This is a genomic window from Mycetocola zhujimingii, from assembly GCF_003065425.1.
Classification (GTDB): Bacteria; Actinomycetota; Actinomycetes; order Actinomycetales; family Microbacteriaceae; genus Mycetocola_A; species Mycetocola_A zhujimingii.
The window spans coordinates 1,950,699-1,975,265 of the sequence record NZ_CP026949.1; the positions used below are offsets into that span (position 1 = coordinate 1,950,699).

26 protein-coding genes and 1 tRNA gene are annotated in these 24,567 nt (G+C 64.2%); 7 read left to right on the forward strand and 20 right to left on the reverse strand.

Translation table 11 applies throughout. From position 1 onward, the window contains the following. Nucleotides 1-99: 99 nt before the first annotated feature. Nucleotides 100-663 carry a TetR/AcrR family transcriptional regulator gene (locus tag C3E77_RS09270; RefSeq protein ID WP_108391375.1) on the reverse strand — a complete coding sequence of 188 codons (564 nt, stop codon included), beginning with the start codon at nucleotides 661-663 and terminating at the stop codon, nucleotides 100-102. Between the two features lie 57 nt (nucleotides 664-720). On the opposite strand from C3E77_RS09270, the gene C3E77_RS09275 reads away from it, so the two are divergent. Together C3E77_RS09275 and C3E77_RS09280 are read left to right on the forward strand one after the other, a co-directional pair. Next, nucleotides 721-1,362 carry an NAD(P)-dependent oxidoreductase gene (locus C3E77_RS09275; protein WP_108391376.1) on the forward strand — a complete coding sequence of 214 codons (642 nt, stop codon included), beginning with the start codon at nucleotides 721-723 and terminating at the stop codon, nucleotides 1,360-1,362. Next, on the forward strand, nucleotides 1,359-2,270 hold the full coding sequence (locus tag C3E77_RS09280) for an SDR family NAD(P)-dependent oxidoreductase (protein WP_108391377.1): 912 nt from the start codon (nucleotides 1,359-1,361) through the stop codon (nucleotides 2,268-2,270). Before C3E77_RS09275 ends, C3E77_RS09280 begins: the two co-directional genes overlap by 4 nt. A gap of 75 nt (nucleotides 2,271-2,345) precedes the next feature. On the opposite strand, the gene C3E77_RS09285 is transcribed toward C3E77_RS09280, so the two are convergent. Together C3E77_RS09285 and C3E77_RS09290 are read right to left on the reverse strand one after the other, a co-directional pair. Continuing rightward, complete coding sequence (locus C3E77_RS09285) at nucleotides 2,346-2,624, reverse strand: peptide methionine sulfoxide reductase (protein ID WP_108391378.1); 279 nt, start codon at nucleotides 2,622-2,624, stop codon at nucleotides 2,346-2,348. 462 nt (nucleotides 2,625-3,086) lie between these two features. Further along, the gene (locus C3E77_RS09290) at nucleotides 3,087-3,563 is read right to left on the reverse strand and encodes a hypothetical protein (RefSeq protein WP_162924966.1); all 477 of its coding nucleotides are present in this window, start codon (nucleotides 3,561-3,563) and stop codon (nucleotides 3,087-3,089) included. Nucleotides 3,564-3,760: 197 nt separating this feature from the next. Here C3E77_RS09290 and C3E77_RS09295 point away from each other — a divergent pair, with 197 nt between their 5' ends. The 3 genes from C3E77_RS09295 (at nucleotide 3,761) to C3E77_RS09305 (ending at nucleotide 5,031) form a co-directional block, all read left to right on the forward strand. Then, a complete protein-coding gene (locus C3E77_RS09295; protein WP_108391380.1) occupies nucleotides 3,761-4,237 on the forward strand; it encodes a Rossmann-fold NAD(P)-binding domain-containing protein in 477 nt (158 codons plus the stop codon). Nucleotides 4,238-4,546: 309 nt separating this feature from the next. Next, nucleotides 4,547-4,810, forward strand: a complete 264-nt coding sequence (locus C3E77_RS09300; RefSeq protein ID WP_234031171.1) for a hypothetical protein — start codon at nucleotides 4,547-4,549, stop codon at nucleotides 4,808-4,810. Next, nucleotides 4,807-5,031, forward strand: coding sequence for a CPBP family glutamic-type intramembrane protease (locus C3E77_RS09305; RefSeq protein WP_108391382.1), 225 nt, complete (start codon nucleotides 4,807-4,809; stop codon nucleotides 5,029-5,031). Before C3E77_RS09300 ends, C3E77_RS09305 begins: the two co-directional genes overlap by 4 nt. Before the next feature lie 206 nt (nucleotides 5,032-5,237). On the opposite strand, the gene C3E77_RS09310 is transcribed toward C3E77_RS09305, so the two are convergent. The 8 genes from C3E77_RS09310 to C3E77_RS09345 form a co-directional block, all read right to left on the reverse strand. Beyond that, nucleotides 5,238-5,933: a DUF1345 domain-containing protein gene (locus C3E77_RS09310; protein ID WP_162924967.1), complete on the reverse strand. Its 696-nt coding sequence runs from the start codon at nucleotides 5,931-5,933 to the stop codon at nucleotides 5,238-5,240. 220 nt (nucleotides 5,934-6,153) lie between these two features. Then, nucleotides 6,154-6,225: transfer RNA gene (locus C3E77_RS09315), tRNA-Gln, on the reverse strand. A 58-nt stretch (nucleotides 6,226-6,283) separates the two neighbouring features. After that, nucleotides 6,284-7,192 carry an NAD(P)/FAD-dependent oxidoreductase gene (locus tag C3E77_RS09320; protein WP_108391384.1) on the reverse strand — a complete coding sequence of 303 codons (909 nt, stop codon included), beginning with the start codon at nucleotides 7,190-7,192 and terminating at the stop codon, nucleotides 6,284-6,286. Next, complete coding sequence (gltX, locus tag C3E77_RS09325) at nucleotides 7,189-8,709, reverse strand: glutamate--tRNA ligase (protein ID WP_108391385.1); 1,521 nt, start codon at nucleotides 8,707-8,709, stop codon at nucleotides 7,189-7,191. The genes C3E77_RS09320 and gltX overlap by 4 nt, the downstream gene beginning before the upstream one ends. Before the next feature lie 44 nt (nucleotides 8,710-8,753). After that, entirely contained in the window at nucleotides 8,754-9,512 is a 759-nt protein-coding gene (locus tag C3E77_RS09330) for a fumarylacetoacetate hydrolase family protein (protein ID WP_108391386.1), read from the reverse strand. Between the two features lie 18 nt (nucleotides 9,513-9,530). Further along, nucleotides 9,531-10,652 (reverse strand): branched-chain amino acid aminotransferase, encoded by a 1,122-nt coding sequence (locus tag C3E77_RS09335; RefSeq protein ID WP_108391387.1) that lies wholly within the window; start codon nucleotides 10,650-10,652, stop codon nucleotides 9,531-9,533. Nucleotides 10,653-10,696: 44 nt separating this feature from the next. After that, on the reverse strand, nucleotides 10,697-11,752 hold the full coding sequence (locus tag C3E77_RS09340) for a 3-isopropylmalate dehydrogenase (protein ID WP_108391388.1): 1,056 nt from the start codon (nucleotides 11,750-11,752) through the stop codon (nucleotides 10,697-10,699). Nucleotides 11,753-11,797: 45 nt separating this feature from the next. Then, complete coding sequence (locus tag C3E77_RS09345) at nucleotides 11,798-13,345, reverse strand: MFS transporter (protein WP_108391389.1); 1,548 nt, start codon at nucleotides 13,343-13,345, stop codon at nucleotides 11,798-11,800. A gap of 69 nt (nucleotides 13,346-13,414) precedes the next feature. On the opposite strand from C3E77_RS09345, the gene C3E77_RS09350 reads away from it, so the two are divergent. Further along, on the forward strand, nucleotides 13,415-13,999 hold the full coding sequence (locus tag C3E77_RS09350) for a TetR/AcrR family transcriptional regulator (protein ID WP_234031172.1): 585 nt from the start codon (nucleotides 13,415-13,417) through the stop codon (nucleotides 13,997-13,999). A gap of 72 nt (nucleotides 14,000-14,071) precedes the next feature. Beyond that, complete coding sequence (locus C3E77_RS09355) at nucleotides 14,072-14,320, forward strand: DUF6458 family protein (RefSeq protein WP_108391391.1); 249 nt, start codon at nucleotides 14,072-14,074, stop codon at nucleotides 14,318-14,320. Between the two features lie 89 nt (nucleotides 14,321-14,409). Here C3E77_RS09355 and serA read toward each other — a convergent pair whose 3' ends face one another. The 9 genes from serA to C3E77_RS09400 all read right to left on the reverse strand — a co-directional run bounded on the left by serA (nucleotide 14,410) and on the right by C3E77_RS09400 (nucleotide 24,549). Next, the gene (serA, locus tag C3E77_RS09360; RefSeq protein WP_108391392.1) at nucleotides 14,410-15,999 is read right to left on the reverse strand and encodes a phosphoglycerate dehydrogenase; all 1,590 of its coding nucleotides are present in this window, start codon (nucleotides 15,997-15,999) and stop codon (nucleotides 14,410-14,412) included. Nucleotides 16,000-16,111: 112 nt separating this feature from the next. Beyond that, nucleotides 16,112-16,471 carry a hypothetical protein gene (locus C3E77_RS09365; RefSeq protein WP_108391393.1) on the reverse strand — a complete coding sequence of 120 codons (360 nt, stop codon included), beginning with the start codon at nucleotides 16,469-16,471 and terminating at the stop codon, nucleotides 16,112-16,114. Beyond that, nucleotides 16,468-16,956, reverse strand: a complete 489-nt coding sequence (locus C3E77_RS09370; protein ID WP_108391394.1) for a hypothetical protein — start codon at nucleotides 16,954-16,956, stop codon at nucleotides 16,468-16,470. The genes C3E77_RS09365 and C3E77_RS09370 overlap by 4 nt, the downstream gene beginning before the upstream one ends. A 98-nt stretch (nucleotides 16,957-17,054) precedes the next feature. Beyond that, nucleotides 17,055-18,083 carry a ketol-acid reductoisomerase gene (gene ilvC / locus C3E77_RS09375; protein ID WP_108391395.1) on the reverse strand — a complete coding sequence of 343 codons (1,029 nt, stop codon included), beginning with the start codon at nucleotides 18,081-18,083 and terminating at the stop codon, nucleotides 17,055-17,057. Between the two features lie 66 nt (nucleotides 18,084-18,149). After that, entirely contained in the window at nucleotides 18,150-18,659 is a 510-nt protein-coding gene (ilvN, locus tag C3E77_RS09380; protein ID WP_108391396.1) for an acetolactate synthase small subunit, read from the reverse strand. A 2-nt stretch (nucleotides 18,660-18,661) separates the two neighbouring features. Then, nucleotides 18,662-20,482, reverse strand: coding sequence for an acetolactate synthase large subunit (locus tag C3E77_RS09385; protein ID WP_108391397.1), 1,821 nt, complete (start codon nucleotides 20,480-20,482; stop codon nucleotides 18,662-18,664). A 46-nt stretch (nucleotides 20,483-20,528) separates the two neighbouring features. Then, nucleotides 20,529-22,223 (reverse strand): dihydroxy-acid dehydratase, encoded by a 1,695-nt coding sequence (gene ilvD, locus C3E77_RS09390; protein ID WP_108391398.1) that lies wholly within the window; start codon nucleotides 22,221-22,223, stop codon nucleotides 20,529-20,531. Nucleotides 22,224-22,258: 35 nt separating this feature from the next. Continuing rightward, entirely contained in the window at nucleotides 22,259-23,041 is a 783-nt protein-coding gene (gene otsB, locus C3E77_RS09395) for a trehalose-phosphatase (protein WP_108391399.1), read from the reverse strand. Then, nucleotides 23,038-24,549 (reverse strand): alpha,alpha-trehalose-phosphate synthase (UDP-forming), encoded by a 1,512-nt coding sequence (locus C3E77_RS09400; RefSeq protein WP_232528815.1) that lies wholly within the window; start codon nucleotides 24,547-24,549, stop codon nucleotides 23,038-23,040. The genes otsB and C3E77_RS09400 overlap by 4 nt, the downstream gene beginning before the upstream one ends. Between the last annotated feature and the right edge of the window lie 18 nt (nucleotides 24,550-24,567).

Sequence of the window (24,567 nt, forward strand, 5' to 3'; positions counted from 1 at the left end):
TCCGTTCCCCTTTCTCGCCCTCTTGACCCACCGATGACCTCGAGCTTAGGCGCCTCACGAGGTTCCAAGAGCTGCCACTGCAGCGGCGCCCGGCCGGTTCTACTGCCACTCACCCAGGCCGGCGATCGAGGCGTCAATCATGTCGTCGTCCGTGGCTTTGTGTTCGATGGTGCTGCGGTAGTAAATGGGGCCGATAACCTGGGCGGCTGCGAGCAACGGATCGGAGAGAAGGACGATCTCGCCGCGGTTCTGTGCATCGACGAGGCACGCCGCCAGACGTTTGGATAGCGTTTGGGCGAATCGGCTTCGACGGGCGTCCATGCCGTCGTCCCAGAGTGCGGTGCTGGCAAGCGTCGCGGCGACGACGCGCACATCATGGTGATCGAGTTGACGGGCCAGCGAGACGAGTTCCACGCGGAGCCACTCCCTGGTGGGAATCTTGGGACTATCGAAGAAGGGCATCGGAACGGTGGTCATCGCCTCCGCGAGCAGCTCAGCGCTGGTGGGCCAGTGCCGATAGACCGTCGCGCGTCCGATTCCCGCGTGTTCGGCGATCCGCGCGTGGGTCACCGCGCTTGGCCCCGCAGTTACAAGCAAGTGTCGCGCTGCGTCCAGGATCGCTTCCCTGCTCCGCTGGAATCTCGGGTCCGTTTCCTTCTTCATGCCTTAAGTCTATGAGACAGCTTGACTTGTAGCCGATACCCCATCAAGCTTTGTCCTATGACGCATAATGTCTCACAAAAGCTGAGAGTGGCGGTTCTCGGGGCGACAGGCGCCACGGGTCGCCACGTCGTTACCGCTGGTCTTCGTTCCGGCCACGACGTGGTCGCCCTCACGCGCACGCCACGCTCTTTCGAGCCTTCACGTGGGCTCACGGAGTTCGCGTGGCCCGACGTCACGGATCCCGGTCCGCTGACGGGTGCGTTGATGGGTGTGGACGCAGTTATCAGCACCATCGGCGGACCAGCCAAGGGGCCGACCACGGTGTGCACCGACGCGATTGATGGGGCCGTGCCGGCAATGATCGAGGCGGGGGTGTCGCGTCTGATCGTGGTCAGCGCTCATGGTGTTCTCGAGAGCCACGACCGGTCGCTTTATTCGATTCTGGCGTGGGCGGGGGTGGGCGAAAAGCTCAAGGACAAGGAGACGATGGAACCGCTGATCACGACTTCCGGGCTGGAGTGGACAATTGTTCGCCCGCCGACGCTGAAGAACGCTCCCCCGGCCGGGAACTATAAGGTCGGCGAGAATCTTCCCATTCGTCCGTGGCACGCCATCGGCCGAGCAGACCTCGCAGCATTCCTGATTCACGAGGCAGAGGTGGCCCGGTTTGTTCGTCAATACCCGAGGATCCACCGATGACGGCCCCTTACGAGCTCGAGGGGAAGGTCGCGGTGGTTACGGGGGCAACCGGGGGCATGGGGCAGGTCATCGCCCTCGAGCTGGCCCGGGCCGGCGCTCTTGTGATCGCCATTGCCAGGAACCCGCAGACTGCCGATTCCCTCGCTTCGCAGATCCGAAGTGAAAATGGCCCCGGCGGCTTCGAGGTCGTCATCGGCGATCTGTCCAAGCGAGACGGAATAATCGGTGCCGGTCGCGCCATCCTTGCGCAGCACACCTCCATCCATCTCCTGGTGAACAACGCCGGTGCCCATTTCCGCGAGCGCCGCGTCTCCCCCGATGGGCTGGAAATGCATGTCGCCGTGGACTACCTGGCCGCTTACGGTGTGACCACACTCCTTCTACCCGCCCTTCGGCGGGGACGGGCGCGAGTGGTCAACGTGGCATCCGACAGTCTCCGGGACACCCGACAGGTGAAGCTGCTCGGCAAACCTCGACCAGCGACGCTCGACACCAGTGACCTGGGCGACCTCACGAGGCTCAACCCCGAGACAGGTTTCGTGCCGTTCAAAGCGTATGCACGGGCGAAGCTGCTCACGGTGATGGCCGGATACGACCTCGCCCGCGCCGTTGCGGCAGACGGTGTCACCCTGAACGCGCTACACCCCGGAATCGTGGCGACCGAGATCATCGATGACCTCATTCCTGCCGTGCTCCGTCCGCTTGAGGGCGTGATCCGACGGTCCATGCTCACCCCGGCAAAGGGTGCGGCTGCAACGCTGCACCTGGCTACCACCGCTGGACTGAATGGGGTGACCGGGCGGTACTTCGTCCATGGCGCCGAGGCCCGCACCCCGACCATTTCGTATGACCTGATCGCACAAGCCCGGCTAAGAGACGCCAGCGATCGGTTTCTCGCCGGCGATTGATACGAAGCCGCGGCAGGCGATCTTCCCGTGATGCCCTCGGCATGCACCTATTCCCTCAGACGGGCCCGCGCTTACTCATGCCTCAAACGTTGCCGCGGCGTCACGCAGAATCTGCATGACCTTTTCCTCGGGCACCTCACACGGCCTGAGAACCGAGCCCTCAGACGTATTCCACACGTTCGCGCCGAGATACTCGTTGTTGCCAAGGTGTTCGGCGTCGAAGGAGATCGTCCTGCCGCCCGCACGCGTAGTGCGCGTGATCCCCCAGCCTTGACCAGCGATCTGAACACGGGTCCAGCCCTCCGGTATCGCCCCGATCAGCGCGTCGAGCTCCCGATCCGGTTCTTCAGTCATGTGTTCCATTCTCACCCGTGAGACAGACGATCACCATGTGAGATGCGCTCACCGTCAACACGCCGCTGGCCCCAAGATCTCGCGAGCAATCAGCAAACCCGGGCCACATGCCTCGTAAACCGCGCGTGGGCGACGAGGACGCCCCAACTGTTCGAGCCTCCTTGGACTACCGGCTACCGGACCGTCGTGTCGCTCCTTAACCCTGCCTTTCCGAGACAGTCGTCTCGACCTGAACAATCGGTCCCAAGGAAGCTTCTGTTCAGAGAAAGATGACAGCGATCGTCATGAATGCCCCTCTCGCCGCCAGGGTTTATCGAGACTTCAAAGGACCTGTCTAGAAGACTAGAGCTCATAGCTGCTTGCGCTAATCCAACCTGAACCCACCGACGGTTCAGCAGACGGCCGCCCGGGATGCCGCTAGCGGGATACAACGGAACCACCATGCGGGCTCTCGAAAGTGAGCTAATTCTCATGCGATAAGGGAACACCGACAGCGCGTGCGATCTCGGGTAGCACCGTTTTCGCCGCGGCGTTCGTCATCGCGGTCGCTGGAAAGTAGCGCTCTCGATCCCCGCTTTCGACGCCGAGCATCTTGACATGCCTTCCCAAAATATCCTCGTCTGCCCAATTGTTCAGATATCCCGAGTAGTAGCAGACGAGGATCTCTTCGATCAGATCGCATTCAATCTGGTAGGTGCGCCACCAGCTCACAACCTTCAAAGTCGATCCGTCGATGCTGACACCGATCAGTGGGGCGCGCGCAGCAAGGAGTACTCCGGGAAGTAACCATGCGACCGTGGAACACTGGACCAGTTCGACCGGCTCTGCGCCTGCGCCTATGGCGCCGAGAGGGAGGAGAAGGGTCCAGCCGATGCCAATGACGAGGCCGGTTACGCGGGAAACACGTCCCACTGCTCTAAGCGGCACCGCCGTAGTCACGGTTCGCACACTCAGGGATCGCTGATGGCTCACTTCGCTTCACCATGCAATACTCCGACCGCCACGGAACTTAATATAGGCCCCGGATCGCGACGAACCGTAAGTAGGACCGTTGACCACGCCGTTGACTGATCGGTTGATACCGCAGCCAACCTTGTGACCCACGGTCGTTGTGGAAAGGTTCGCCCCTTTGACGTATGCCAGTCAGCCGGTCCTTCCAGAAGCTGCTCGGCAAACCTCGACCAGCGACGCTCGACACCAGCGACCTGGGCGACCTCACGAGGCTCAACCCCGAGCCGGGTTTCGTGCCGTTCGAGGCGTATGCGCGGGCGAAGCTGCTCACGGTGATGGCCGGATACGACCTCGCCCGCGCCGTTGCGGCAGACGGTGTCACCCTGAACGCGCTACATCCCGGAATCGTGGCGACCGGGATCATCGATGACCTCATACCCGCCGTGCTCCGTCCGCTTGAGGGCGTGATCCGACGGTCCATGCTCACCCCGGCACAGGGTGCGTCGGCAACGCTGCACCTGGCTACCACCGCCGGACTGAACGGGGTGACCGGGCGGTACTTCGTCCATGGCACCGAGGCCCGCACCCCGCCCATTTCGTACGATCTGATCGCACAAGCCCGGCTAAGAGACGCCAGCGATCGGTTTCTCGCCGGAGATTGAGACGAAGCCGGCGCAAGCGACATTTGCGAGGCCTGCATATTGAATGACGCGCTGGCGCGATCGCTACGTGCGGGTTACGACGGCTACTCACACGGGAAATTGTGTTCCCAGAACGAGGTCAACCCAATTGCGAGTCGATCAGCCACGAACAGGTGCCTCTTGACTCGGTGGTTGGAACACGGTTTTGAATATGACCGTCTAACACCGAGAGCAAACGACATGGTCGTGGCTTCACGAGTGAGCCCCTCGGAGTGACGTAGAACCCAATCGTAAGGAGCAAAAAAAATGCGAGTCACCAGAACTGTGACCTTGGCCGTGATAATCGTCGCTTGGATTGTCGCGCTTGGAAGCCTCATCAACAGCTTTACCGATGTGGCCGCGTTCCCGGAGGTTGTGCGGAGTATTCTCGGGCTCTGGCCGGATCCCGACAGTTCGACGGGGACAGTGGTCCGGTTCGGAGCGGTGGCGGTGCTGATCGCCAGCATCCTCGGATACCGATTCCTCGGAAAAGCGATACAACGCAGTGAGCAGGACCCCGACCAGGCCGCCCGCATGGTCGGGTCTGGCAAGTGAGAACCGGGCGAGCACGCAGAGCCCTCGTCTGCTTCTTCCGTGTCTCCGAAGCCGCCCGCGGAGAAACCCTTCTCACCCTCCGCGGCGCATTCGTCGTCAGCATCGTCACCGCGCTGCTCTTCCGTAAAATGCAATCCGTCTGGCCCGGTGTCATGGTTCACGCGGTGAACAACGCTACTGCCATGACTGTCCCACTGCTGCTCTCCGCTGTCAGCGGATAGGTCGCCACGGGAGGGTATCAATCCCCAAAATAACGAGCGCCTCGCCCACCCGAGGAAGTAAGGAAAAGCAAATGAACGAATTCAAGATCGGTGACACCGTTCAGGCCACCGGATCCGTGACGACTCTGGATAGGGTGACCCACGAGCGGCGATTCTCCACCCATCGCGGTGAGCCGGTGGACCTTTCGTCTCGCGAGCGCGGGGAATTAGCCGAGAGCACCGCCGAACAGCAATGACACCATCATCGCGACAATCACGGTGTTGAAGGTGAAAGCGAAGAGGACGTTCACTCGGACGAGCGTCCATGCGCGTCGCGAGCGGATGTTCGCTGATACCGTCGCTGCCATGGTGGAAAGAAGAATGGCTAGTGTCAGGTAGTCGGTGAACTGCGGATCGCCGTCGACGTTCACCTCGATGAGGGCCCCGTCCTCGTCTTTCACCGATGCCAGACGCAGGTACTCCAGCGCAAAGGAGTACACCATGAGAGCCCACGAACTAGCCACCGTGAGCAGTCCGAGCAGAATGAAGACCCAATCGCCCTGGAACGCCGGGTTCTGTGCGACGACGATCGTCAGCGCAACGGCGACCAGAGCGCCCAGGAGTGCCCAGTTTGACGCACCGCCGTAGCCGAAGATTCGCACCCATACGCGTCGCAGGGACCGGGACTCCTGTCGTGCCACCACGGCCAGAGCGCGGGGGCCGCGTTGGGCATAGACAACATGCGTCCACACGAGATAAATCGCGACGAAAGCCGGCCATGCCGCGAGGTAAGCCGCGATCAGCACCGTCGACGCCTCGAGCTCATCGTTGCCGCCACGAGTGCTCACGAAAAATGCCGCCGATGCGAGTCCCGCGGCGCCGGAGATCAGCGAGCTCCAGTTGGCTCTCGCAAGATCACTCACATACCGGACGCCCACGCATCCATGCTCGCACACAGGTGCGTCATCCTCGCGTGTACGAATCGGAGCGATTTTTGCGCTGACCCTGACCATGTGCGCAGAACATGGGGTCGCACTCCGCCTCATCGCGGGGCGCTGATTGCCGCACAACCGCTGGCCAGCGCGAATCGGACTGAAATGACGGCAAACAAAAAACCCCCGCCGAAGCGAAGGTTTTCTACTGCTGGGGTACCTGGACTCGAACCAAGAACAAATGAACCAGAATCATCCGTGTTGCCAATTACACCATACCCCAATGGCCAAAAGTGTTACCCCCGGCCGAGAGTCAACTGTAGCCTAACCGCGACCCACTCTCAAATTGAGTCGCGAACGATGGCCGCCGAGACCTGCGCGCCAGCACCTGCGGCAACGATAAGCTGCTCCGGCCCCGGCGGGGTGATGTCTCCAGCGGCATATAAGCCCGGAACGCTCGTCCGCCCACCCGAGTCCACGAGAAGGAGCCCCAGGTCGTCGGTGAGCGGCTGAGGCCCGCTCAGGTAGGAGTGGGTCGCATGCCACAGCGGCCGAATGAAGCCAGCGGTTCGCTCGATCACGGTTCCGTCGACCAGTCGCAGCCCCGTGAGGACACCGCGCTCGCCCACGAACTCGGCAACCTCACGACGCTCGACGGGAATGTTCCGTTCCGCCAGCATGCGTTCATCGGCATCCGTTACCGTTCCGACCCCGTTGGTGAAGACCATGACGTCGCGTGACCACACCGTAGCGAGCAGCGCGTGCTGGGCGAGGTCATCACTCTCGCCGACAATGGCCAGCGGCTCCCCCGCCTTCTCGAAACCATCGCATTCGTAGCAGCTGTGCAGCGCAGTGCCGTAGTACGCACGGATGTTGCCGATCGACGGCAGCGTCTCGGTGAGCCCGGTCGCGACCAGGACCCGGCGGGCCAGCACGTCGCGATCCGCCGATCCGCGGATGCCATCGGCCTTCACCCGGAATCCCGCGTCGTCGGCGCTGACCTCGGTGACGGTGCCGAATTGCACCTCGGCATTGTCGTACCCGGCCACTTCCTCGCGACCGAGCTTCCGCAGTTCAAGCGGCGAGACACCGTCGCGGGTGAGGAAGCCGTGCGAGTTCAACGTCGCGGCATTTCTCGGCCGGTTGCCGTCGAGCAGCAGCACCCGCTGCCTGGCCCGCACGAGGTTCAGCGCGGCGGAGAGCCCGGCCGGCCCTCCCCCGATCACGACGACGTCGAACGTGTCGCTCACGACTCGAGGAACGCTTTCAGCCGCTCCAGGCGCGCCAGAGAGTCGGCCTTTCCGAGGATCTCCATGGACTCGAACAGCGGCGGGGACACCCGGCGGCCAGACACCGCGACACGAAGCGGCCCGTATGCGATTCGCGGCTTGAGCCCGAGTCCGTCGATGAGCGACGCAGCAAGCGCACCCTGGATGCTCTCCGCCTTCCAGGCGGCGTCATCGACGTCGCCCAGGGCTGCAAGGGCTGCGTCGAGCACCTCGACGGCGTTCTTGGGGAGGCTCTTCAGTGCGTCATCCTGATACTCGATGCCTGTGGCATCCGTGAAGAGGAATCCGAGCATGCCCGGCGCCTCGCCGAGCAGAGCGATGCGCTCCTGGACGAGCGGCGCGGCCTCAGCGAGGATCGCCCGCTCCTTCTCGGTGAGCGGTTCGGTCAGGATGCCGTCACGAACGAGATACGGAATCGTGCGCTCCGCAAAGTCATCGGCGGCAAGGAGACGGATGTGGTCGCCGTTGATCGACTCGGCCTTCTTGAGGTCGAACCGGGCCGGGCTCGGGTTGACGTTGACCACGTCGAAGGCCGCGACCATCTCGTCGAGCGAGAAGACGTCACGGTCGGCCGACAGGCCCCAGCCGAGGAGGGCGAGGTAGTTGACGAGTCCCTCGGGGATGAAGCCGCGGTCCTTGTGGTGGAACAGGTTCGACTCAGGGTCACGCTTTGAGAGCTTCTTGTTGCCATCGCCCATGACATAGGGCAGGTGGCCGAAGCGCGGAACGAACGTCGTCAGCCCGATGTCGATGAGTGCGTGGTAGAGCGCGATCTGGCGCGGCGTCGAGGGCAGCAGGTCTTCGCCGCGGAGCACGTGGGTGATGCCCATGAGCGCGTCATCGACGGGGTTCACGAACGGGTACAGCGGCTGCCCGTTGGGCCGAACGACGACGAAGTCGGTGAAGGACCCCGCCGGGAAGGTGATCTCGCCGCGGACGAGGTCGTCGAAGCTGAGGTCGGTGTCCGGTACCTTCAGGCGCAGCGCGGGCGAACGGCCCTCGGCCCTGAAGGCCGCCTTCTGCTCCTCGGTCAGGTCGCGGTCGAAGTTGTCGTAGCCGAACTGCTTCGGCCGGCCGGCGGCAGCGTTGCGCTCGTCGATCTCTTCAGCATTCGAGAAGCTCTCGTAGACGTGGCCGGCTTCCTTGAGTCGCTCGATGACGCCGGTGTAGATGTCGGCGCGCTGCGACTGGCGGTATGGTCCCTGGTCTCCGCCGACACCCTCGCCCTCGTCCCAGTCGAGCTTCAGCCAGGTGAGGGCGTCGATGATCTGCTGGTAGCTTTCTTCGCTATCCCTCGCGGCGTCCGTGTCTTCGATCCGGAAGATGAGCTTGCCGCCGGTGTGCCTCGCGTATGCCCAGTTGAAGAGGGCAGTACGGATGAGGCCCACGTGGGGCGTGCCCGTCGGAGAGGGGCAGAACCGGACGCGAACGTCGGTGCCGGTGGCGGTGGAAAACTGGGGTGTAGTTGCGCTTGACATCGAGCACAATCCTAGCCGCTCGTGCTCTCACACCCCGAGGGGGTTTAGACGGCGGAGTTCCTCAGGATGCCGAGCCCGCTGACCTCGACCTCGACGACGTCGCCCGAGACGATGGGTCCGACGCCGGCCGGTGTTCCGGTGAGGATGACGTCACCCGGCAGCAGCGTGAACACCGCAGAAGCGTACGCGATGATCTCGGCGACCGAGTGGATCATGTCTGACAGCGGCGCGTGCTGGCGAACGTCGCCGTTGACCCGCGTCTCGAGCGTCGCGCTCTCGAGGTCGAACTCGGTCTCGACGATCGGACCGAGCGGGCAGAAGGTATCAAAGCCCTTGGCCCGCGTCCACTGGCCGTCCGTGCGCTGGAGGTCACGGGCTGTGACGTCGTTGCCGATGGTGTAACCGAAGATCACACTGTCGGCGTCTTCGGCGCGAACGTTCTTAGCCACAGAACCGATGATGACGGCGAGTTCGCCCTCGTGCTCCACCTGCTGCGACAGCGACGGAAGAATGATGCGGTCGCTTGGCCCGATCACCGAGGTGTTCGGCTTGAGGAAGAGCAGAGGCTCGGCAGGAGCGTCCCCACCCATCTCCTTCGCGTGGTCGGCATAGTTCTTGCCGACGCAGACCACCTTGGACCGAGGGATGACCGGTGCGAGCAGAACAGCGTCGGCGAGCGGAACGCGCTCCCCCGTGGTCTCGAAGCCCTGGAACATCGGGTCACCCGCGAGAACGACAAAGTCGCCCTCGTCGAGGATTCCGAAGTTGATGGCGCCGTCGTGGCTGAAGCGTGCGATTTTCACAAAAGTCCTTAGGTTCGGTTAAGCGTCGAGCCGGTACAGCCAGCCGTGAACGTCTTCGCGGCGCCCGTGCTGGATGTCGGTCAGTTCGTCACGGATGCTCATGGTCAGTTCACCCGGTTCGGCGTCGGGAGTGCCGATGGAGAAGTCGGGGCCCTTGAGCTCACCGATCGGAGTGATGACGGCCGCCGTGCCGCAGGCGAACACCTCGGTGATGTCACCGGACTCGACGCCGTCACGCCACTCATCGATCGTCACCGCCCGCTCCTCGACCTCGAAGCCCCTGTCACGCGCCAGCTGGATGATGCTGTCGCGGGTGACGCCCTCGAGGATGCTTCCGGTCAGCTCTGGCGTGACAACCTTCTTGTCCTTGTGGACGAAGAAAATGTTCATGCCGCCGAGCTCCTCGATGCGATTTCCCGACTCAGAATCAAGGAAGAGCACCTGGGCGCAGCCGTTCTCCGCTGCTTCCTGCTGCGGGAGCAGCGACGCTGCGTAGTTGCCGCCGCACTTGGCGGCACCCGTTCCACCGCGGCTGGCGCGGCTGTAGGTCGTGGACAGCCAGATCGACACCGGCTTCACCCCGCCGGGGAAGTACGCGCCCGCCGGGCTGGCAATGACGTAGTAGCTGACCTTCTGCGCGGCCCGAACGCCGAGGAATGACTCGTTGGCGATCATGAACGGACGGAGGTAGAGGCTCGTGTCTTCGCCGTCGGGCACCCAGTTGATGTCGGCACGGACCAACTGCTTGAGCGATTCAAGGAAGTCCTCGGTCGAGAGCTCGGGAAGCGCGAGCCGGTGCGCTGAGCGTTGGAACCGCTCGGCGTTCTTCTCCGGCCGGAAGGTCCAGACCGAACCGTCGGCGTGACGGTAGGCCTTGAGTCCCTCGAAGATCTCCTGCGCGTAGTGCAGGACGGATGCCGCGGGGTCGAGCAGGAGCGGACCGTACGGCTGGACGCGAGCGTCATGCCAGCCCTCATCGAGCGTCCAGTCGATGGCGACCATGTGGTCGGTGAAGTGTTTTCCGAATCCAGGGTTGGCGAGGATGACCTCGCGCTCGACCTGGGCAACGACGCTGTCATTCGGCCGCTGCTCGAACGACAGCGGGAAGTACTCGGTCTCGATCTCTGATGCCAGTGCCATGATCTTCAATCCTTCAGTGAGCGGATGCTCGTTTCGCGATGTGTCTAGTGTGCGCCGAGAGCGTGCGCGATGGCATCCCCGATCTCGGAGGTTGTTCTCGCCTCTGGGCCACGGCTGGCGATATCCGCGGTGACGGCCGAGGTGACCGCCGCTGCTTCTTCGGTGAGGCCGAGGTGCTCGAGCAGGAGCGCGACGCTGAGGATTGCCGCGGTCGGATCCGCTTTCTGCTGCCCGGCAATGTCGGGAGCAGAACCGTGGACCGGCTCGAACATGCTCGGGAAGGCGCCATCCGGGTTGATGTTTCCCGAGGCCGCGAGCCCGATGCCGCCGCTGATTGCGCCGGCCAGGTCGGTGAGAATGTCGCCGAAGAGGTTGTCCGTGACGATGACGTCAAATCTAGCAGGGTCGGTGACGAGGAAGATCGTTGCGGCATCCACGTGGAGGTAATCGACGCTCACACCGGGGAACTCCGCGGCCACCTCGTTGACGATGCGCTGCCACATTCCGCCGGCAAACGTCAAAACGTTGGTCTTGTGCACGAGCGTGAGCTTGTTGCGGCGCTGGGCAGCCTGCGCGAAGGCGAAGCGCACAACCCGCTCAACCCCGAACGCTGTATTGACGGATACCTCGTTCGCCACCTCGTGCCCGGTGCCGCGGCGAATCGCACCGCCGTTTCCGACGTATGGTCCCTCCGTTCCCTCCCGGACAACGATGAAGTCGACATCGCCGGGGTTCGACAGGGGGCTGGGCACGCCGGGATAGACGTGCGTCGGCCGCAGGTTGACGTAGTGATCGAGCGCGAAGCGCAGCCCGAGGAGGAGTCCTCGTTCGATATTCGCGTCTTTCAGCCGTGGGTCTCCCGGCACTCCACCGACGGCGCCGAGCAGGATGGCGTCGTGCGCGGAGATGCTCGCGAGGTCAGCGTCGGTGAGCACATCACCGGTCTCGAGGAAGCGGGCAGCACCGAGCGAGAACCACGTCTTCTCGAACGTCGTCGCGCTCTGCGCCGTCACGGCATCCAGTACCTTGATCGCCTCAGCGACGACCTCAGGGCCGATCCCGTCGCCAGGAATGACAGCAAGCTTGACGGGACCTGGCATGAACGCTCCATGTGTGCGAGAAGGCGGGTGTGACTGCCATCCAGCCTACTGCGCCGTCTTGACGCCCTCCGGCACGTGGCGAAGCGACACCAGGGCGACGATTCCCGCAGCGACGATGAGTCCGAAGCCCACCCACGCGGCGAGGCCGACACCGCTGTCGAAGGCGACCCGCGCCGATTCGAGCAACGTGTCACCGGCCGAAGCGGGCAGTTGTCCCGCCACAGACACGGCTCCCCCGAGGGTCTCGGACGCGGCGTGCGACTGTTCGGCGGTGAGTCCGTCAGGGACGGCAACGGCATTCCGGTAGGAGGCGGTGAGGATCGTCCCGAGGATCGCGGTGCCAAGAACGGCACCGAGTTCGTACGCGGTCTCGGAGACCGCCGACGCGGCGCCTGCTTTGGCAGCGGGCGCATGAGCGAGAACCAGCTCGTTCGATACCGTTTCCGCTGCACCGATGCCGAGCCCAAGGGCCACGAAGCACGCCCCGATCCCGAACGCCGAGACGTCTCCACCGGTCAACGCGATCGCGCCGTAACCGCCAGCGGAGAAGAGGAGTGCAACCGGGACAACGATCGACGGCCGCACCCGCGCAGCGATGGGCACGACGACGAGGCCGGCGACGATCATCGTGACGAGTCCCGGCAGGAGGGTGAAGCCCGCCGTGAGCGGCGACAGCGCGAGCACCAGCTGCAGGTGCTGGGTGACGAAGAACAGCCCGCCAACGAGCGCGATGACGCTGAACAGGTTCACCACAATGGCACCGCTGAACTGCGGGATCCGGAACAGCGCCATGTCGATCATCGGGGTCTCGACCCGGAACTGACGGCGGACGAAGGCGACTCCGGATGCCACCGCGATCAGAATGCAGAGGATGGAAAGGACGTCGATTCCCTCGGTCGCCGCGTGCTTGATCCCATAGACGAGGGGAAACATCGTGACGAGCGAGAGCCCGATACTCACGACGTCGAGCCGGCCAGGGTGAGGGTCGCGCGACTCGGGGACGAGGAAGGGAGAGAGGATCAGCAGCGGCGCGAGGAAGGGCACCGCGATCAGGAAGACAGACCCCCACCAGAGGTGCTCGAGCAGAACCCCGCCGATGATCGGGCCGAGGGCGCTGCCAGCGGCAAAACCACTCGCCCAGACGGCCACCGCGAGCCGGCGCTGGTTCCGGTCCTGGAAGATGTTGCGCAGCAGCGAGAGCGTCGACGGCATGAGCATCGCACCGAAGAACCCGAGGATGGCGCGGGCGGTGATGAGTAACTCAATGGACGACGCGAACGCGGCGACGACCGAGACTACCCCGAATCCGGCCGAGCCGATGAGGAGGAGTTTCCGTCGCCCGATCCTGTCGCCCAGGCTGCCCATCGAGACGAGCAGGCCCGCGAGGACGAGCGGGTAGATATCGATCATCCACAGCAGCTGGGCGCCCGTCGGCGTGAGGTCTTCCGACACGGCGGGCAGCGCAAAATTCAGCACTGTGTTGTCGACGGAGACGAGCAGCACAGGAAGCATCAGCACGGCGAGGGCGACCCAGCCACGGATGCCGACACGTGCGTCGGTCGACTCGGTAACTGCCGGAACTGTGGTGCTCATGGGGTCACTTCCCTTCGGGGCTCAAAACTGGTCTCGACTAGTGTACCGGCTGGACGGTACAGTAATGCCATGACCAGTAACGCACAGGAACGGATGCCGGATACCGCTTCAACGCGCGACCGAATTCTCGTCGCCTATGAAGACCTGCTCATCGAGGCTGGCGAACGCGGCGCGACTCTCGACGCTGTCGCCGCGCGGGCCGGGGTGTCCAAGGGCGGCCTGCTCTACCACTTTGGTTCGAAGGATGCCCTGTCCGCCGGCCTCGTCGAGCGACTGCAGCACCTCACCGGCCTCGACGTCAGAAAGATGAGGGCGGCACCGGCCGGACCCGTCGATTACCTCATTCGCACATCGATCGATTCGGGAAGCGCCCTCGACCGGTCACTCGTTGCGACGTCGCGGCTGGCCCAAGCCGACGACCCCCGTGCGAGCGAGGCCCTCGCCGCCATCCGCGGCGAGTGGCTCGCGGTCATCACCGAGTCCATCGGAGACCCGGCCGTTGCCCGAGCCATCATGCTCGTCAGCGACGGCCTGTATTTCAACTCGGCCATGCTCGGCATGGGGACGCCGGACCCCGCCGATGTCTCGACCGCGGCAATCGACGGCCTTCTCACAGTTCTGTCGCGGCTCACTCCCCCTAGCGCCCACGATTGACAAGCCAGTAGTGTGACCTCGGATCGAACTCGATCTCACCGCACGATCCACCGAATTATGAGGAGTAACACGATGAGTATTGGCCTGGGAATTTTCCTGTTTGCGGTCGGAGCGATCCTGACATTCGCCGTGAACGTATCGGTGGAATGGGTGAACCTCGACCTGATCGGGTACATCCTCATGGGTGCCGGCCTCGTGGTCTTCATCGTCGGCCTCGCGCTCATGACACGCAAGCGTCACTCCGTCGTGACCAACCGCACAGCGGTTGACCCAACCACCGGAACCCGCGTCGAGACCGCGGAGCGCAACGACTCGCTCTAAGCGACAGGCGCACAAAAGAGGGAGGGCAACACTCGTTGCCCTCCCTCTTTTATGTCTCGACGGCTTGTATGTCTCGCCTGCGTGCGGCGCTACTCCGTGATGTCGATTTCGCGAAGCACTGTCGCGTCGATGTCGGCGCGGACGGCCTCGAGGATCTCGTCCGGCACCGGTGAGTCAACGGTGAGCACGCTGAGTGCCTGTCCCCCGGCCTCGCGGCGTGCGACCTGCATTCCCGCAATGTTGATGGCTGCCTCGCCGAAGCGCTGGCCGTAGACGGCGACGATTCCGGGTCGGTCGGTGTAGAGCATGACGATGTGGTGGCTCGAGATGGGAACCTCGACGTCGTAGCCGTTGATCTCAACGAGCTTCTCGATCTGCTTCGTGCCCGTCAGCGTGCCGGACACCGACACCTGGGAACCGTCGCTCAGCGCACCGCGCAGGGTGATGACGTTGCGGTATTCGTTGCTCTCGTCATCCGTGATCAACCGAACGACGATCCCACGCTGTTCGGCCAGCAGTGGTGCGTTGACGTACGACACGGTCTCGCTGACGATGTTGGTGAAGATGCCCTTGAGAGCGGCGAGCTTGAGCACGCTGACGTCGTATTCGCTGAGCTCACCGTGCACCTCGACGTCAATGCTCGTGAGCGGCGACGTGGTGAGGGCGGCAAAGATCTGCCCGAGCTTTTCAACCAGCGGGATGCCGGGGCGTACGTACGGGTCGATGACACCGCCGGCGACGTTCACGGCGTCCGGCACCAGTTCGCCTCCGAGCGCGAGCCGCACCGACTTGGCCACGGAGACACCGGCCTTCTCCTGCGCTTCGCCCGTCGATGCACCGAGGTGCGGGGTGACGATGATGTTCGGGAGGGAGAGGAGCTTGTCGTTCGTCGGCGGCTCGGAGACGAACACGTCGAGGCCGGCGCCGGCGATCTTTCCGTCGAGCAGCGCGTCGTACAGCGCGTCTTCGTCGATGAGCCCGCCGCGGGCGACGTTGACGATGTACGCCGTGGGCTTCATCATGGCGAACTGTTCAGCGCCGATCATGCCGGTGGTTTCGGGGGTCTTGGGCATGTGGATGGTGATGAAGTCCGACTGGGCAAGCAGCTCGTCGAGGGTGACGAGCTGGACGCCAAGCTGCTGCGCCCGTGCGCTCGTGACATAGGGGTCGTATGCGATGACGTTCGTTCCGAACGCCTGCATGCGAGCGGTGATCAGGGCGCCGATGCGGCCGAGGCCGATGATGCCGATGGTCTTCTCATACAGCTCGGTACCGGTGTACTTCGAGCGCTTCCACTGGGAACCGGCGAGGGCGTTGTGAGCCTGCGGGATGTGACGGGCGAGGCTGAGGATGTGACCGACCGTGAGTTCGGCCGCCGAGATGATGTTCGAGGTGGGCGCGTTCACGACCATGACGCCGGCGGTTGTCGCCGCCTTGATGTCGACGTTGTCGAGTCCGACACCCGCGCGGGCGATCACCTTGAGGTTCGGCGCAGCCGCAATGGCCTCCTCGTCAACCTTCGTCGCCGAGCGCACGAGCACAGCGTTGGCGTCGGCGAGTGCGGAGAGAAGCGCCTGGCGGTCGGTGCCGTCGACGGTGCGGACATCAAAGTCGGGCCCGAGGGCATCGACAGTTGCTGGGGAAAGTTCTTCGGCGATCAACACGACCGGTTTTGACACAGGTGGAATCCTTTGTTTGCAACGGGGGATGTCGGGCACTGCAGCCGTCGGAGCGCTCGTTCTCTCGACTTTAGTGGACGAGCCAGCGGTTGTACTCGACGAGTCGGCAGTGTTACGTCAGCAACTCGCCAGCGCCGAAGAGTGCGACGATCCCAAGGGACACCACAGCGACGACGCCAAGACCGGCGAGGTAGACGAGGACCTGAGCCAGAATGTCCCGCCCCCGACCGAGCCGAAGCGCGATAAGGAAGACGACGATCGGCACAGCGACGCCGATGCTGAGCACCACCCAGCCGAGCACGGAGATCGACGTGTCGAGACCGGATGCCAGTGTGCTGATGCCGACAACGTTGCCGACGGCCTCCCACACGTCGTAGGCGTAGAAGAGCCCGAACACAACGGCGAGCGTCGTGGCCAGCCAGCGAGGAAGGGCCCTGCGCGCGGGGGCAGTCCGGGTCGGTTCGGCGCTCATGCGGCACCCCCCAGGAGGAACGGCACAGGGGCAAGCACGATGGCGCCGACCGCGAGCGCAATCAGGCGCGCCCTGGACGTGACCGACGCCCGCGTGAGCCAGAGCGTGGCGCCAAACCAGAGCGCCGGGGCGAGCACGGCGAGCCACAGGCCGACGCCGTACATCGCACCTCCGATGATGTCGGAGGGTGCCGCGGTGTCGCGCTGCACGACGATAAGCCAGCCGATGCTGTAGAGCAGGTAGATTCCGGCGATAACCCCGTGCGCGACGAGAGCGACGGAACCTATCTGGCCCCTGGGCTGGTCGTTCCCGGGCCCGGCGGTTGTGCCAGGGTTCCCGACAACTTTCCAGCCCGGCGCTACGGTCGCATCGGCTGGCGCTGTCGCCGCGGGAGCGTCGCCTGGGGCGCTCACGGCCCGCTCGCTCAGAGCCGGCTCATCGTCACCGGCCCAGCTCAGGGCCTCATCATCACTGTCTCGGGGCATGGCATCCAGAATACCGCCGCACAAACAAACACCCGGTCCCCGCCCTGCCGCCGAAGCGGACAGGGCACGGACCGGGTGATCTGTCGGGGTCGAACGAACTAGCGTGCGACCGAACCGTCGGTGTAGTCGTCGTCGCTCGAGGCGTTCCATGCGAAGAGCTTGCGCAGCTCACGACCGGTCTCCTCGATCGAGTGTGCTTCGCCCTTGGCACGCAGCTCCAGGAACTCAGGGGCTCCCGCGTCCTGGTCGTCGATGAAGCGCTTCGCGAACGCGCCGGACTGGATGTCGGTGAGAACGGCCTTCATGTTGTCCTTGACACTCGGGTCGATGACGCGGGGGCCCGAGACGTAGTCGCCGTACTCGGCGGTGTCTGAGACGCTCCAGCGCTGCTTGGCGATGCCACCCTCCCACATGAGGTCGACGATGAGCTTGAGCTCGTGCAGCACCTCGAAGTAGGCAACCTGCGGCTGGTAGCCAGCCTCGGTGAGAACCTCGAAGCCGTACTGGACGAGCTGCGATGCGCCACCGCAGAGAACAGCCTGCTCACCGAACAGGTCGGTCTCGGTCTCTTCCGTGAACGTGGTCTTGATGCCACCGGCGCGGAGGCCACCGATCGCCTTGGCGTAGCTCAGGGTGAGCGGCCAGGCGTTGCCAGACGCGTCCTTTTCGACGGCGACGATGACGGGAACGCCACGGCCTGCCTCGTACTCGCGGCGGACTGTGTGTCCGGGTCCCTTCGGGGCGACCATGATCACGTCAACGCCCTCGGGCGCTTCGATGTATCCGAAACGGATGTTGAAGCCGTGACCGAAGACGAGGGCCTTGCCCTCGGTGAGCTGGTCCTTGATGGACTCAGCGTAGATCGTGCGCTGGAACTGGTCGGGAGCGAGGATGACGATGACGTCTGCCCAGGCGGCAGCATCCGAAACGCTCTTGACGACGAAGCCCTGCTCCTCGGCCTTTGCGATCGACTTCGACCCTTCCTTGAGCCCGATGACGACGTCGACACCCGAGTCACGGAGGTTCAGCGCGTGTGCGTGCCCCTGTGAGCCGTAACCGACGACGGCAACCTTCTTGCCCTGGATGATCGAGAGGTCGGCGTCAGCGTCGTAGAAAATCTCAGCCACTTGTTTATCTCCTTGTTGTTGAGGTTGGTGCGGTGCGTTGTGTCGCAGAGTGCGACGTCACGCTCGTTAGTTCTTGAATACGCGTTCGGTGATCGACTTGGAACCGCGGCCGATCGCAAGCTGCCCGGACTGCGCGAGTTCCTTGATGCCGAAGGGCTCGAGGACCTTCAGCAGCGCGTTGGTCTTGCCCGAGTCACCCGTGACCTCGATGACGAGGGCGTCAGTTGCAACGTCGACGACGCGGGCGCGGAACAGGTTGACGGCCTCGAGCACCTGTGAGCGTGTCGTGTTGTCGACCCGCACCTTGATGAGGAGGTGCTCGCGCTGGACGGACTGCGCCGGGTCGAGTTCGACGATCTTGATCACGTTGACGAGCTTGTTGAGCTGTTTGGTTATCTGCTCGAGCGGCAGGCCTTCGACGGTGACGACGACGGTGATGCGGCTCAGGCCGGGGACTTCACTCTTGCCGACGGCCAATGACTCGATGTTGAATCCGCGGCGGGCAAAGAGACCAGCGACACGGGTGAGCAGACCCGGTTTGTCTTCGACGAGCAGACTGAGAACGTGGGTAGTCATCTCTAGACCTCCTCATCGAATGACGGGCTGTGTTCCCTGGCGTACTGCACATAGCTGTTGCTGACGCCCTGGGGAACCATCGGCCACGCCATAGCGTCTGCGCTCACGACGAAGTCGATGACGACGGGCCGGTCGTTGGTCTCGAGCGCCAGCTGAATGGCGGCATCCACCTCGTCCATCGATGTCACGCGGATGCCGAGACATCCGTATGCCTCAGCGAGCTTCACGAAATCCGGAACCCGGATGGTGTCGTGGCCCGTGTTGAGATCGGTGTTCGAGTATCGGCCGTCGTAGAACAGTGTCTGCCACTGGCGAACCATTCCGAGCGACGAGTTGTTGATGATCGCGACCTTGATCGGGATCTTGTTGATCGCACAGGTGGCGAGTTCCTGATTGGTCATCTGGAAGCATCCGTCACCGTCGATCGCCCAGACCGTACGCTCAGGCTCGGCAACCTTGGCGCCCATAGCCGCCGGGACCGAGTAACCCATGGTTCCTGCGCCGCCGGAGTTGAGCCACGAGTTAGGCCGCTCGTACTTGATGAACTGGGCTGCCCACATCTGGTGCTGGCCGACGCCGGACGCGAAGATTCCTTCCGGCCCCGTGAGTTCGCCGATCCGCGAGATGACGTGCTGGGGCGCGAGCAGACCGTCGCTCGGGGTGGAGAACCCGAGCGGGAACTCCTCGCGCAGCCCATTGAGGTAGGTCCACCAGACCTCGATGTCGGGGACGGTGTCCCGACGGGCCGAGGTGATGGCCGCGGTGAGATCGGCGATGACATCCTTGGCATCGCCGACGATCGGGACGTCTGCTGTGCGGATCTTGGAGATCTCCGCGGGGTCGACGTCAACGTGGACAACTTTGGCGTTCGGCGCGAAGAGCGCCGTCTTTCCGGTCACCCGGTCGTCGAACCTGGCGCCGAGTGCGACGATCAGGTCAGACTCCTGCAGCGCGAGCACCGCGGGAACCGTCCCGTGCATCCCGGGCATGCCGAGGTGCTGCGGGTGGGAGTCCGGGAATGCACCGCGGGCCATCAGCGTCGTCACAACGGGAGCACCGCTGAGCTCAGCCAGCTCGAGCAATTCCGCCGAAGCGTGTGCCCGAATGACACCTCCACCGACATAGAGAACCGGCTTTTTGGCTTCCACCATCAGCTGCGCTGCGGCCTGGATCTGCTTGCCGTGCGCCTTCGTCACCGGGCGGTAGCCGGGGAGATCGATCTTCGGCGGCCAGATAAACGGCACGGTGTCTTGCTGCGCGTCCTTGGTGATGTCGACGAGCACCGGTCCCGGGCGGCCGGTCGACGCGATGTGGTACGCCGCGGCAATCGTCGCGGGGATGTCGGCGGCATCCGTGACCAGGAAGGAGTGCTTCGTGATCGGCATGGTGATGCCGACGATGTCGGCCTCCTGGAACGCGTCGGTCCCCATCAGGGTGGAGAACACCTGGCCGGTGATCGCGAGAAGCGGCACCGAGTCCATGTGGGCATCCATGATGGCGGTGACGAGGTTGGTCGCGCCAGGGCCGGACGTGGCGATGGCTACGCCGACTTTCCCGCTCGCCGCGGCATAGCCCTCGGCTGCGTGTCCGGCGCCCTGCTCGTGACGCACGAGGATGTGACGGATCTTCTTCGTGTCCATGAGCGGGTCATAGACAGGAAGGATCGCGCCGCCCGGCAGTCCGAACACGTCGGTGATACCGATCAGCTCGAGCGTACGGACGACGGCCTGGGCCCCGGTCAGGAGCTCTGGCGCCTCGGCGTCGGTGGTCTTGGCAGCCCTGAGGCTGGATGGCGATATGGCGGGAGAAGAATCCGCAGGCATCGTATGGGTTCCCTTGTGAGAGTGGAGATCTGAAGAGGACGTCCTGTTACCCGGTGATCGCGCCTTCTGCGGCGGAGTGCACGAGCTTGGAGTACTTTGCGAGGACGCCACGGGTATAGCGCGGGGGAAGCGGTGCCCAGCCGTTGCGGCGGGCTGCCAGCTCTTGTTCGTCGACAAGTAGGTCGAGCGACCGAGCTGCGATATCGACCCGTATCAGATCACCATCGCGCACGAAGGCAATGGGACCAGCGTCCACTGCTTCGGGTGCTATGTGGCCGATGCAGAGGCCGGTTGTGCCGCCTGAGAATCGACCGTCCGTCAATAGTAGTACATCTTTTCCGAGCCCTGCGCCCTTGATGGCGGCGGTGATGGCGAGCATCTCGCGCATGCCAGGCCCACCCTTCGGACCCTCGTACCTGATGACGATGACGTCGCCGGCGGAGATCTCCCCGTTGGTCAGTGCATCCATCGCGCCGCGCTCACGTTCGAAGACCCGGGCGGGCCCCTCGAAGACGTCTGCGTCGAAGCCGGCCGTCTTAACAACGGCTCCCTCGGGCGCGAACGAGCCGTGCAGCACGGTGATGCCGCCCGTCGCGTGAATCGGATTGTCGAGTGTGCGGATGACCTCGCCGTCGAGCGGCATGGGGTTGAGCTCAGCGAGGTTCTCGGCGAGGGTCTTGCCCGTTACCGTGAGCGCGTCGCCGTGGAGCAGCCCGGCATCGAGCAGCGCCTTCATCACGACGGGAACTCCGCCGTGACGGTCGACATCGTTCATGACGTACTTGCCGAACGGCTTGAGGTCGCCGATGTGGGGCACTTTGTCGCCGATGCGGTTGAAGTCGTCGAGCGTGAGGTCCACTTCGGCCTCGCGCGCAATGGCGAGCAGGTGCAGGACGACGTTGGTCGATCCGCCGAACGCCATTGCAACGGCGATCGCGTTCTCGAATGCCTTCTTGGTCAGGATGTCGCGGGCGGTGATTCCGAGCCGGAGCATGTTGACGACGGCCTCACCCGAGCGGTGCGCGAAGTAGTCGCGACGGCGGTCGGCCGACGGCGGCGCGGCAGAGCCCGGGAGGCTCATACCGAGTGCCTCGGCGACGGATGCCATGGTGTTGGCCGTGTACATGCCGCCACAGGCACCTTCACCTGGCGCGATGGCGCACTCGATGCGCTTGAGGTCTTCCTCGCTCATGGTGCCGGCCTTGCAGGCGCCGACCGCTTCGAAGGCGTCGATGATCGTGACGTCCTTCTCGGTTCCGTCACTGAGCTTCACCCAGCCGGGAGCGATCGATCCGGCGTAGAGAAAGACACTCGCGAGGTCGAGCCTGGCCGCGGCCATGAGCATCCCGGGCAGCGACTTGTCGCAGCCCGCGAGCAGGACAGTGCCGTCGAGGCGCTCCGCCATGACCACCGTCTCGACGGAGTCAGCGATGACCTCGCGGGACACCAGCGAGAAGTGCATGCCCTCGTGGCCCATCGAGATGCCGTCAGAAACCGAGATGGTTCCGAACTGCAGCGGGTATCCCCCACCGGAGTGAACGCCTTCCTTGGCGCCCTGCGCGAGCCGGTCAAGCGACAGGTTGCACGGCGTGATTTCGTTCCAGCTCGACGCGATTCCGATCTGGGGCTTGTCCCAGTCCGCGTCGCCCATGCCGACGGCGCGGAGCATCCCGCGCGATGTTGTTGCTTCGATTCCGTCTGTGACTGCTCTACTGCGAGGTTTCAGGTCGATCTCTGACATGCATCGAGTCTAGAACCTCGAACATGCCCGGGGAGTCATCGGCCGGTGGCAGCGCGGAGCTCGGCAAGCCGGGCGAGTACGTCGGCGACGTCGGCCGGTGTCGCAACGCGATACCTGGCGACGGAATCCCCCTCGCCGCACTTGAGCGAGAGGTCTCCATCGCCGAGCACGGCGAACGCGTCTTCGTCCGTCACGTCGTCGCCGGCATAGAGCACCGCGGTCGCCCCGGTGTAGTCGCGAAGGTGCCTGATGGCGTCGCCCTTCGTGACGCTCAACACCGAAAACTCGATGACGTTCTTGCCATCGCGCACCTTGGCTGGAACCCCTGCGGCCTCAGCGGCTGCGCGAGCTGCATCATTCGCCGCGTTCTCGGCATGACCGTCGAGGTGCCTCGTGTGCAGGGCGAATCCGGCGGGCTTCGCCTCAATCCAGGTGCCGGGGTGGGCGGCGCTGACCTCTTCGAGAGCGACAGAGAGGGTTGCGACACGGGCCAGGTCATCGTCCCCGAGCGGCGGGTGGGTGTCGACGCCGTCGAACCGGTATTCCGCCCCGTGTGAGCCGACGAGCAGGATGCCGTCTGGCGCCTGGGACGCTCGCTGCAGGCTGTCGACGGCGCGGCCGGAGACGAACGCCACTGTGGTGTGCGAGACGTCGAGGAGTCTCGCCACAGCCTCGGCGGCTTCCGGGATGGCGCGGGAATCGTCGGGATTGTCGACGAACGGCGCAAGGGTCCCGTCGAAATCGAGAGCGACAAGCAGGTGCTCTGCGTCGGCAAGACGCCCAAGCGCCGCATTGAGCTCGGCGGACAGCCCGGTCATCGCCGGTCGTCCGGGTGCTCGTGCGATACCGGGTGTTCCGTTGCCGACTGTGTGAGTTCCTCGAGGAACACGCGTGACCACTTGACGACGTCATTCTCGAGAACACGTTTGCGGAGGGCGCGCATACGCCTCCTCCGCTCAGCGACCGGCATCTCGACCGCCTTCAGAATGGCTTCCTTGACCCCCTCGATGTCATGGGGGTTGATCAGGATGGCCTGGCGGAGGTCATCGGATGCCCCGGCGAATTCGCTCAGGACGAGCACGCCTCCCAAATCGGCGCGGGTCGCGACATACTCCTTGGCAACGAGGTTCATGCCGTCCCTGAGCGCGGTGACGAGCATGACGTCGGCGGCGAGGTACAGGGCCACCATCTCCTCGCGGGGATAACCCTGGTGAAGGTAATTGATCGCGGAGTGCCCGATGGAACCGTAATCGCCGTTGATGCGCCCGACCGTGAGTTCGATTTCATCGCGGAGCTGCATGTAGCTCGCGACGCGCTCACGGCTCGGGCTCGCAACCTGCACGAGCGTCACATCGTGAGCGTCGAGGCGCCCCTCGGCGAGCAGCTCGCCGTACGCCTTGAGCCTGTGGCCGATTCCCTTGGTGTAGTCGAGCCTGTCGACGCCGAGCATGATCGTCCTGGGGTTGCCGAGCTCCTCGCGGATCTGACGCGCCCTGGCCTGGACGTCGGGGCGCTGTGCCAGCTCGACATAACTTGTCGCGTCGATGGAGATCGGGTACGCCCTGGCGATGACCCGGCGCATCGGCGCACCGCTCACGTGCGACCTGTCGCCCGTCGTCGCGTCCGAGGAGTCGCCGACGGGAACCCACACGCGAGTGCCCTTGGTTTCATACCCGAAGAGACGGCGAACCGCTCGCGTGAAGTTCCCGGCATCGGCGACGCGCTGGAAGCCGATGACGTCGGCGCCGAGAAGGCCCGAGATGATCTGCTGCCGCCACGGGAGCTGGGAAAAGATCCCGTATGCGGGGAAAGGAATGTGGTTGAAGAAACCGATTGTGAGGTCTGGACGCAACTCGCGGAGCATCCCGGGAACAAGCTGGAGCTGGTAGTCGTGAACCCAGACCGTCGCACCGACATCCGCGATCCGTGCTGTCGTTTCAGCAAATCGACGGTTCACCGCGACGTATGTCTCCCACCATTCACGGTGATAGCTCGGCTGAGCGATGACGTCGTGATACAGCGGCCAGAGAGTGTCGTTGGAGAAGCCCTCGTAGTAGCGCTCGATCTCTTCCGCGTTCAGTGCAACGGGGACCATGCGGATGTTCTCGTGCTCGAATGGCTCGAGGACGACGTCGGCAGCACCGGGCCAGCCGACCCAGGCGCCATCCGTGGTCTTCATCAGTGGTTCAAGGGCCGCGACAAGACCGCCAGGGGACATCCGCCACTGCTGGTTTCCGTTGCTGTCGGTGACGCTGTCGACCGGCAGCCGGTTCGCGACGACGATGAAATCGTAGGTATCCGGCCCGTCTTCGGTCTGCGATGCCACGCTGTTCCCCTTTATTGC

Coding starts and splice junctions, on each gene's coding strand:
- C3E77_RS09270 (WP_108391375.1), bottom strand. CDS start 663: ATGAAGAAGGAAACGGACCCGAGATTCCAGCGGAGCAGGGAAGCGATC.
- C3E77_RS09275 (WP_108391376.1), top strand. CDS start 721: ATGACGCATAATGTCTCACAAAAGCTGAGAGTGGCGGTTCTCGGGGCG.
- C3E77_RS09280 (WP_108391377.1), top strand. CDS start 1,359: ATGACGGCCCCTTACGAGCTCGAGGGGAAGGTCGCGGTGGTTACGGGG.
- C3E77_RS09285 (WP_108391378.1), bottom strand. CDS start 2,624: ATGACTGAAGAACCGGATCGGGAGCTCGACGCGCTGATCGGGGCGATA.
- C3E77_RS09295 (WP_108391380.1), top strand. CDS start 3,761: ATGCCAGTCAGCCGGTCCTTCCAGAAGCTGCTCGGCAAACCTCGACCA.
- gltX (WP_108391385.1), bottom strand. CDS start 8,709: ATGTCAAGCGCAACTACACCCCAGTTTTCCACCGCCACCGGCACCGAC.
- C3E77_RS09335 (WP_108391387.1), bottom strand. CDS start 10,652: ATGGCACTGGCATCAGAGATCGAGACCGAGTACTTCCCGCTGTCGTTC.
- C3E77_RS09340 (WP_108391388.1), bottom strand. CDS start 11,752: ATGCCAGGTCCCGTCAAGCTTGCTGTCATTCCTGGCGACGGGATCGGC.
- C3E77_RS09345 (WP_108391389.1), bottom strand. CDS start 13,345: ATGAGCACCACAGTTCCGGCAGTTACCGAGTCGACCGACGCACGTGTC.
- C3E77_RS09350 (WP_234031172.1), top strand. CDS start 13,415: ATGACCAGTAACGCACAGGAACGGATGCCGGATACCGCTTCAACGCGC.
- C3E77_RS09355 (WP_108391391.1), top strand. CDS start 14,072: ATGAGTATTGGCCTGGGAATTTTCCTGTTTGCGGTCGGAGCGATCCTG.
- C3E77_RS09365 (WP_108391393.1), bottom strand. CDS start 16,471: ATGAGCGCCGAACCGACCCGGACTGCCCCCGCGCGCAGGGCCCTTCCT.
- C3E77_RS09370 (WP_108391394.1), bottom strand. CDS start 16,956: ATGCCCCGAGACAGTGATGATGAGGCCCTGAGCTGGGCCGGTGACGAT.
- ilvN (WP_108391396.1), bottom strand. CDS start 18,659: ATGACTACCCACGTTCTCAGTCTGCTCGTCGAAGACAAACCGGGTCTG.
- C3E77_RS09385 (WP_108391397.1), bottom strand. CDS start 20,482: ATGCCTGCGGATTCTTCTCCCGCCATATCGCCATCCAGCCTCAGGGCT.
- ilvD (WP_108391398.1), bottom strand. CDS start 22,223: ATGTCAGAGATCGACCTGAAACCTCGCAGTAGAGCAGTCACAGACGGA.
- otsB (WP_108391399.1), bottom strand. CDS start 23,041: ATGACCGGGCTGTCCGCCGAGCTCAATGCGGCGCTTGGGCGTCTTGCC.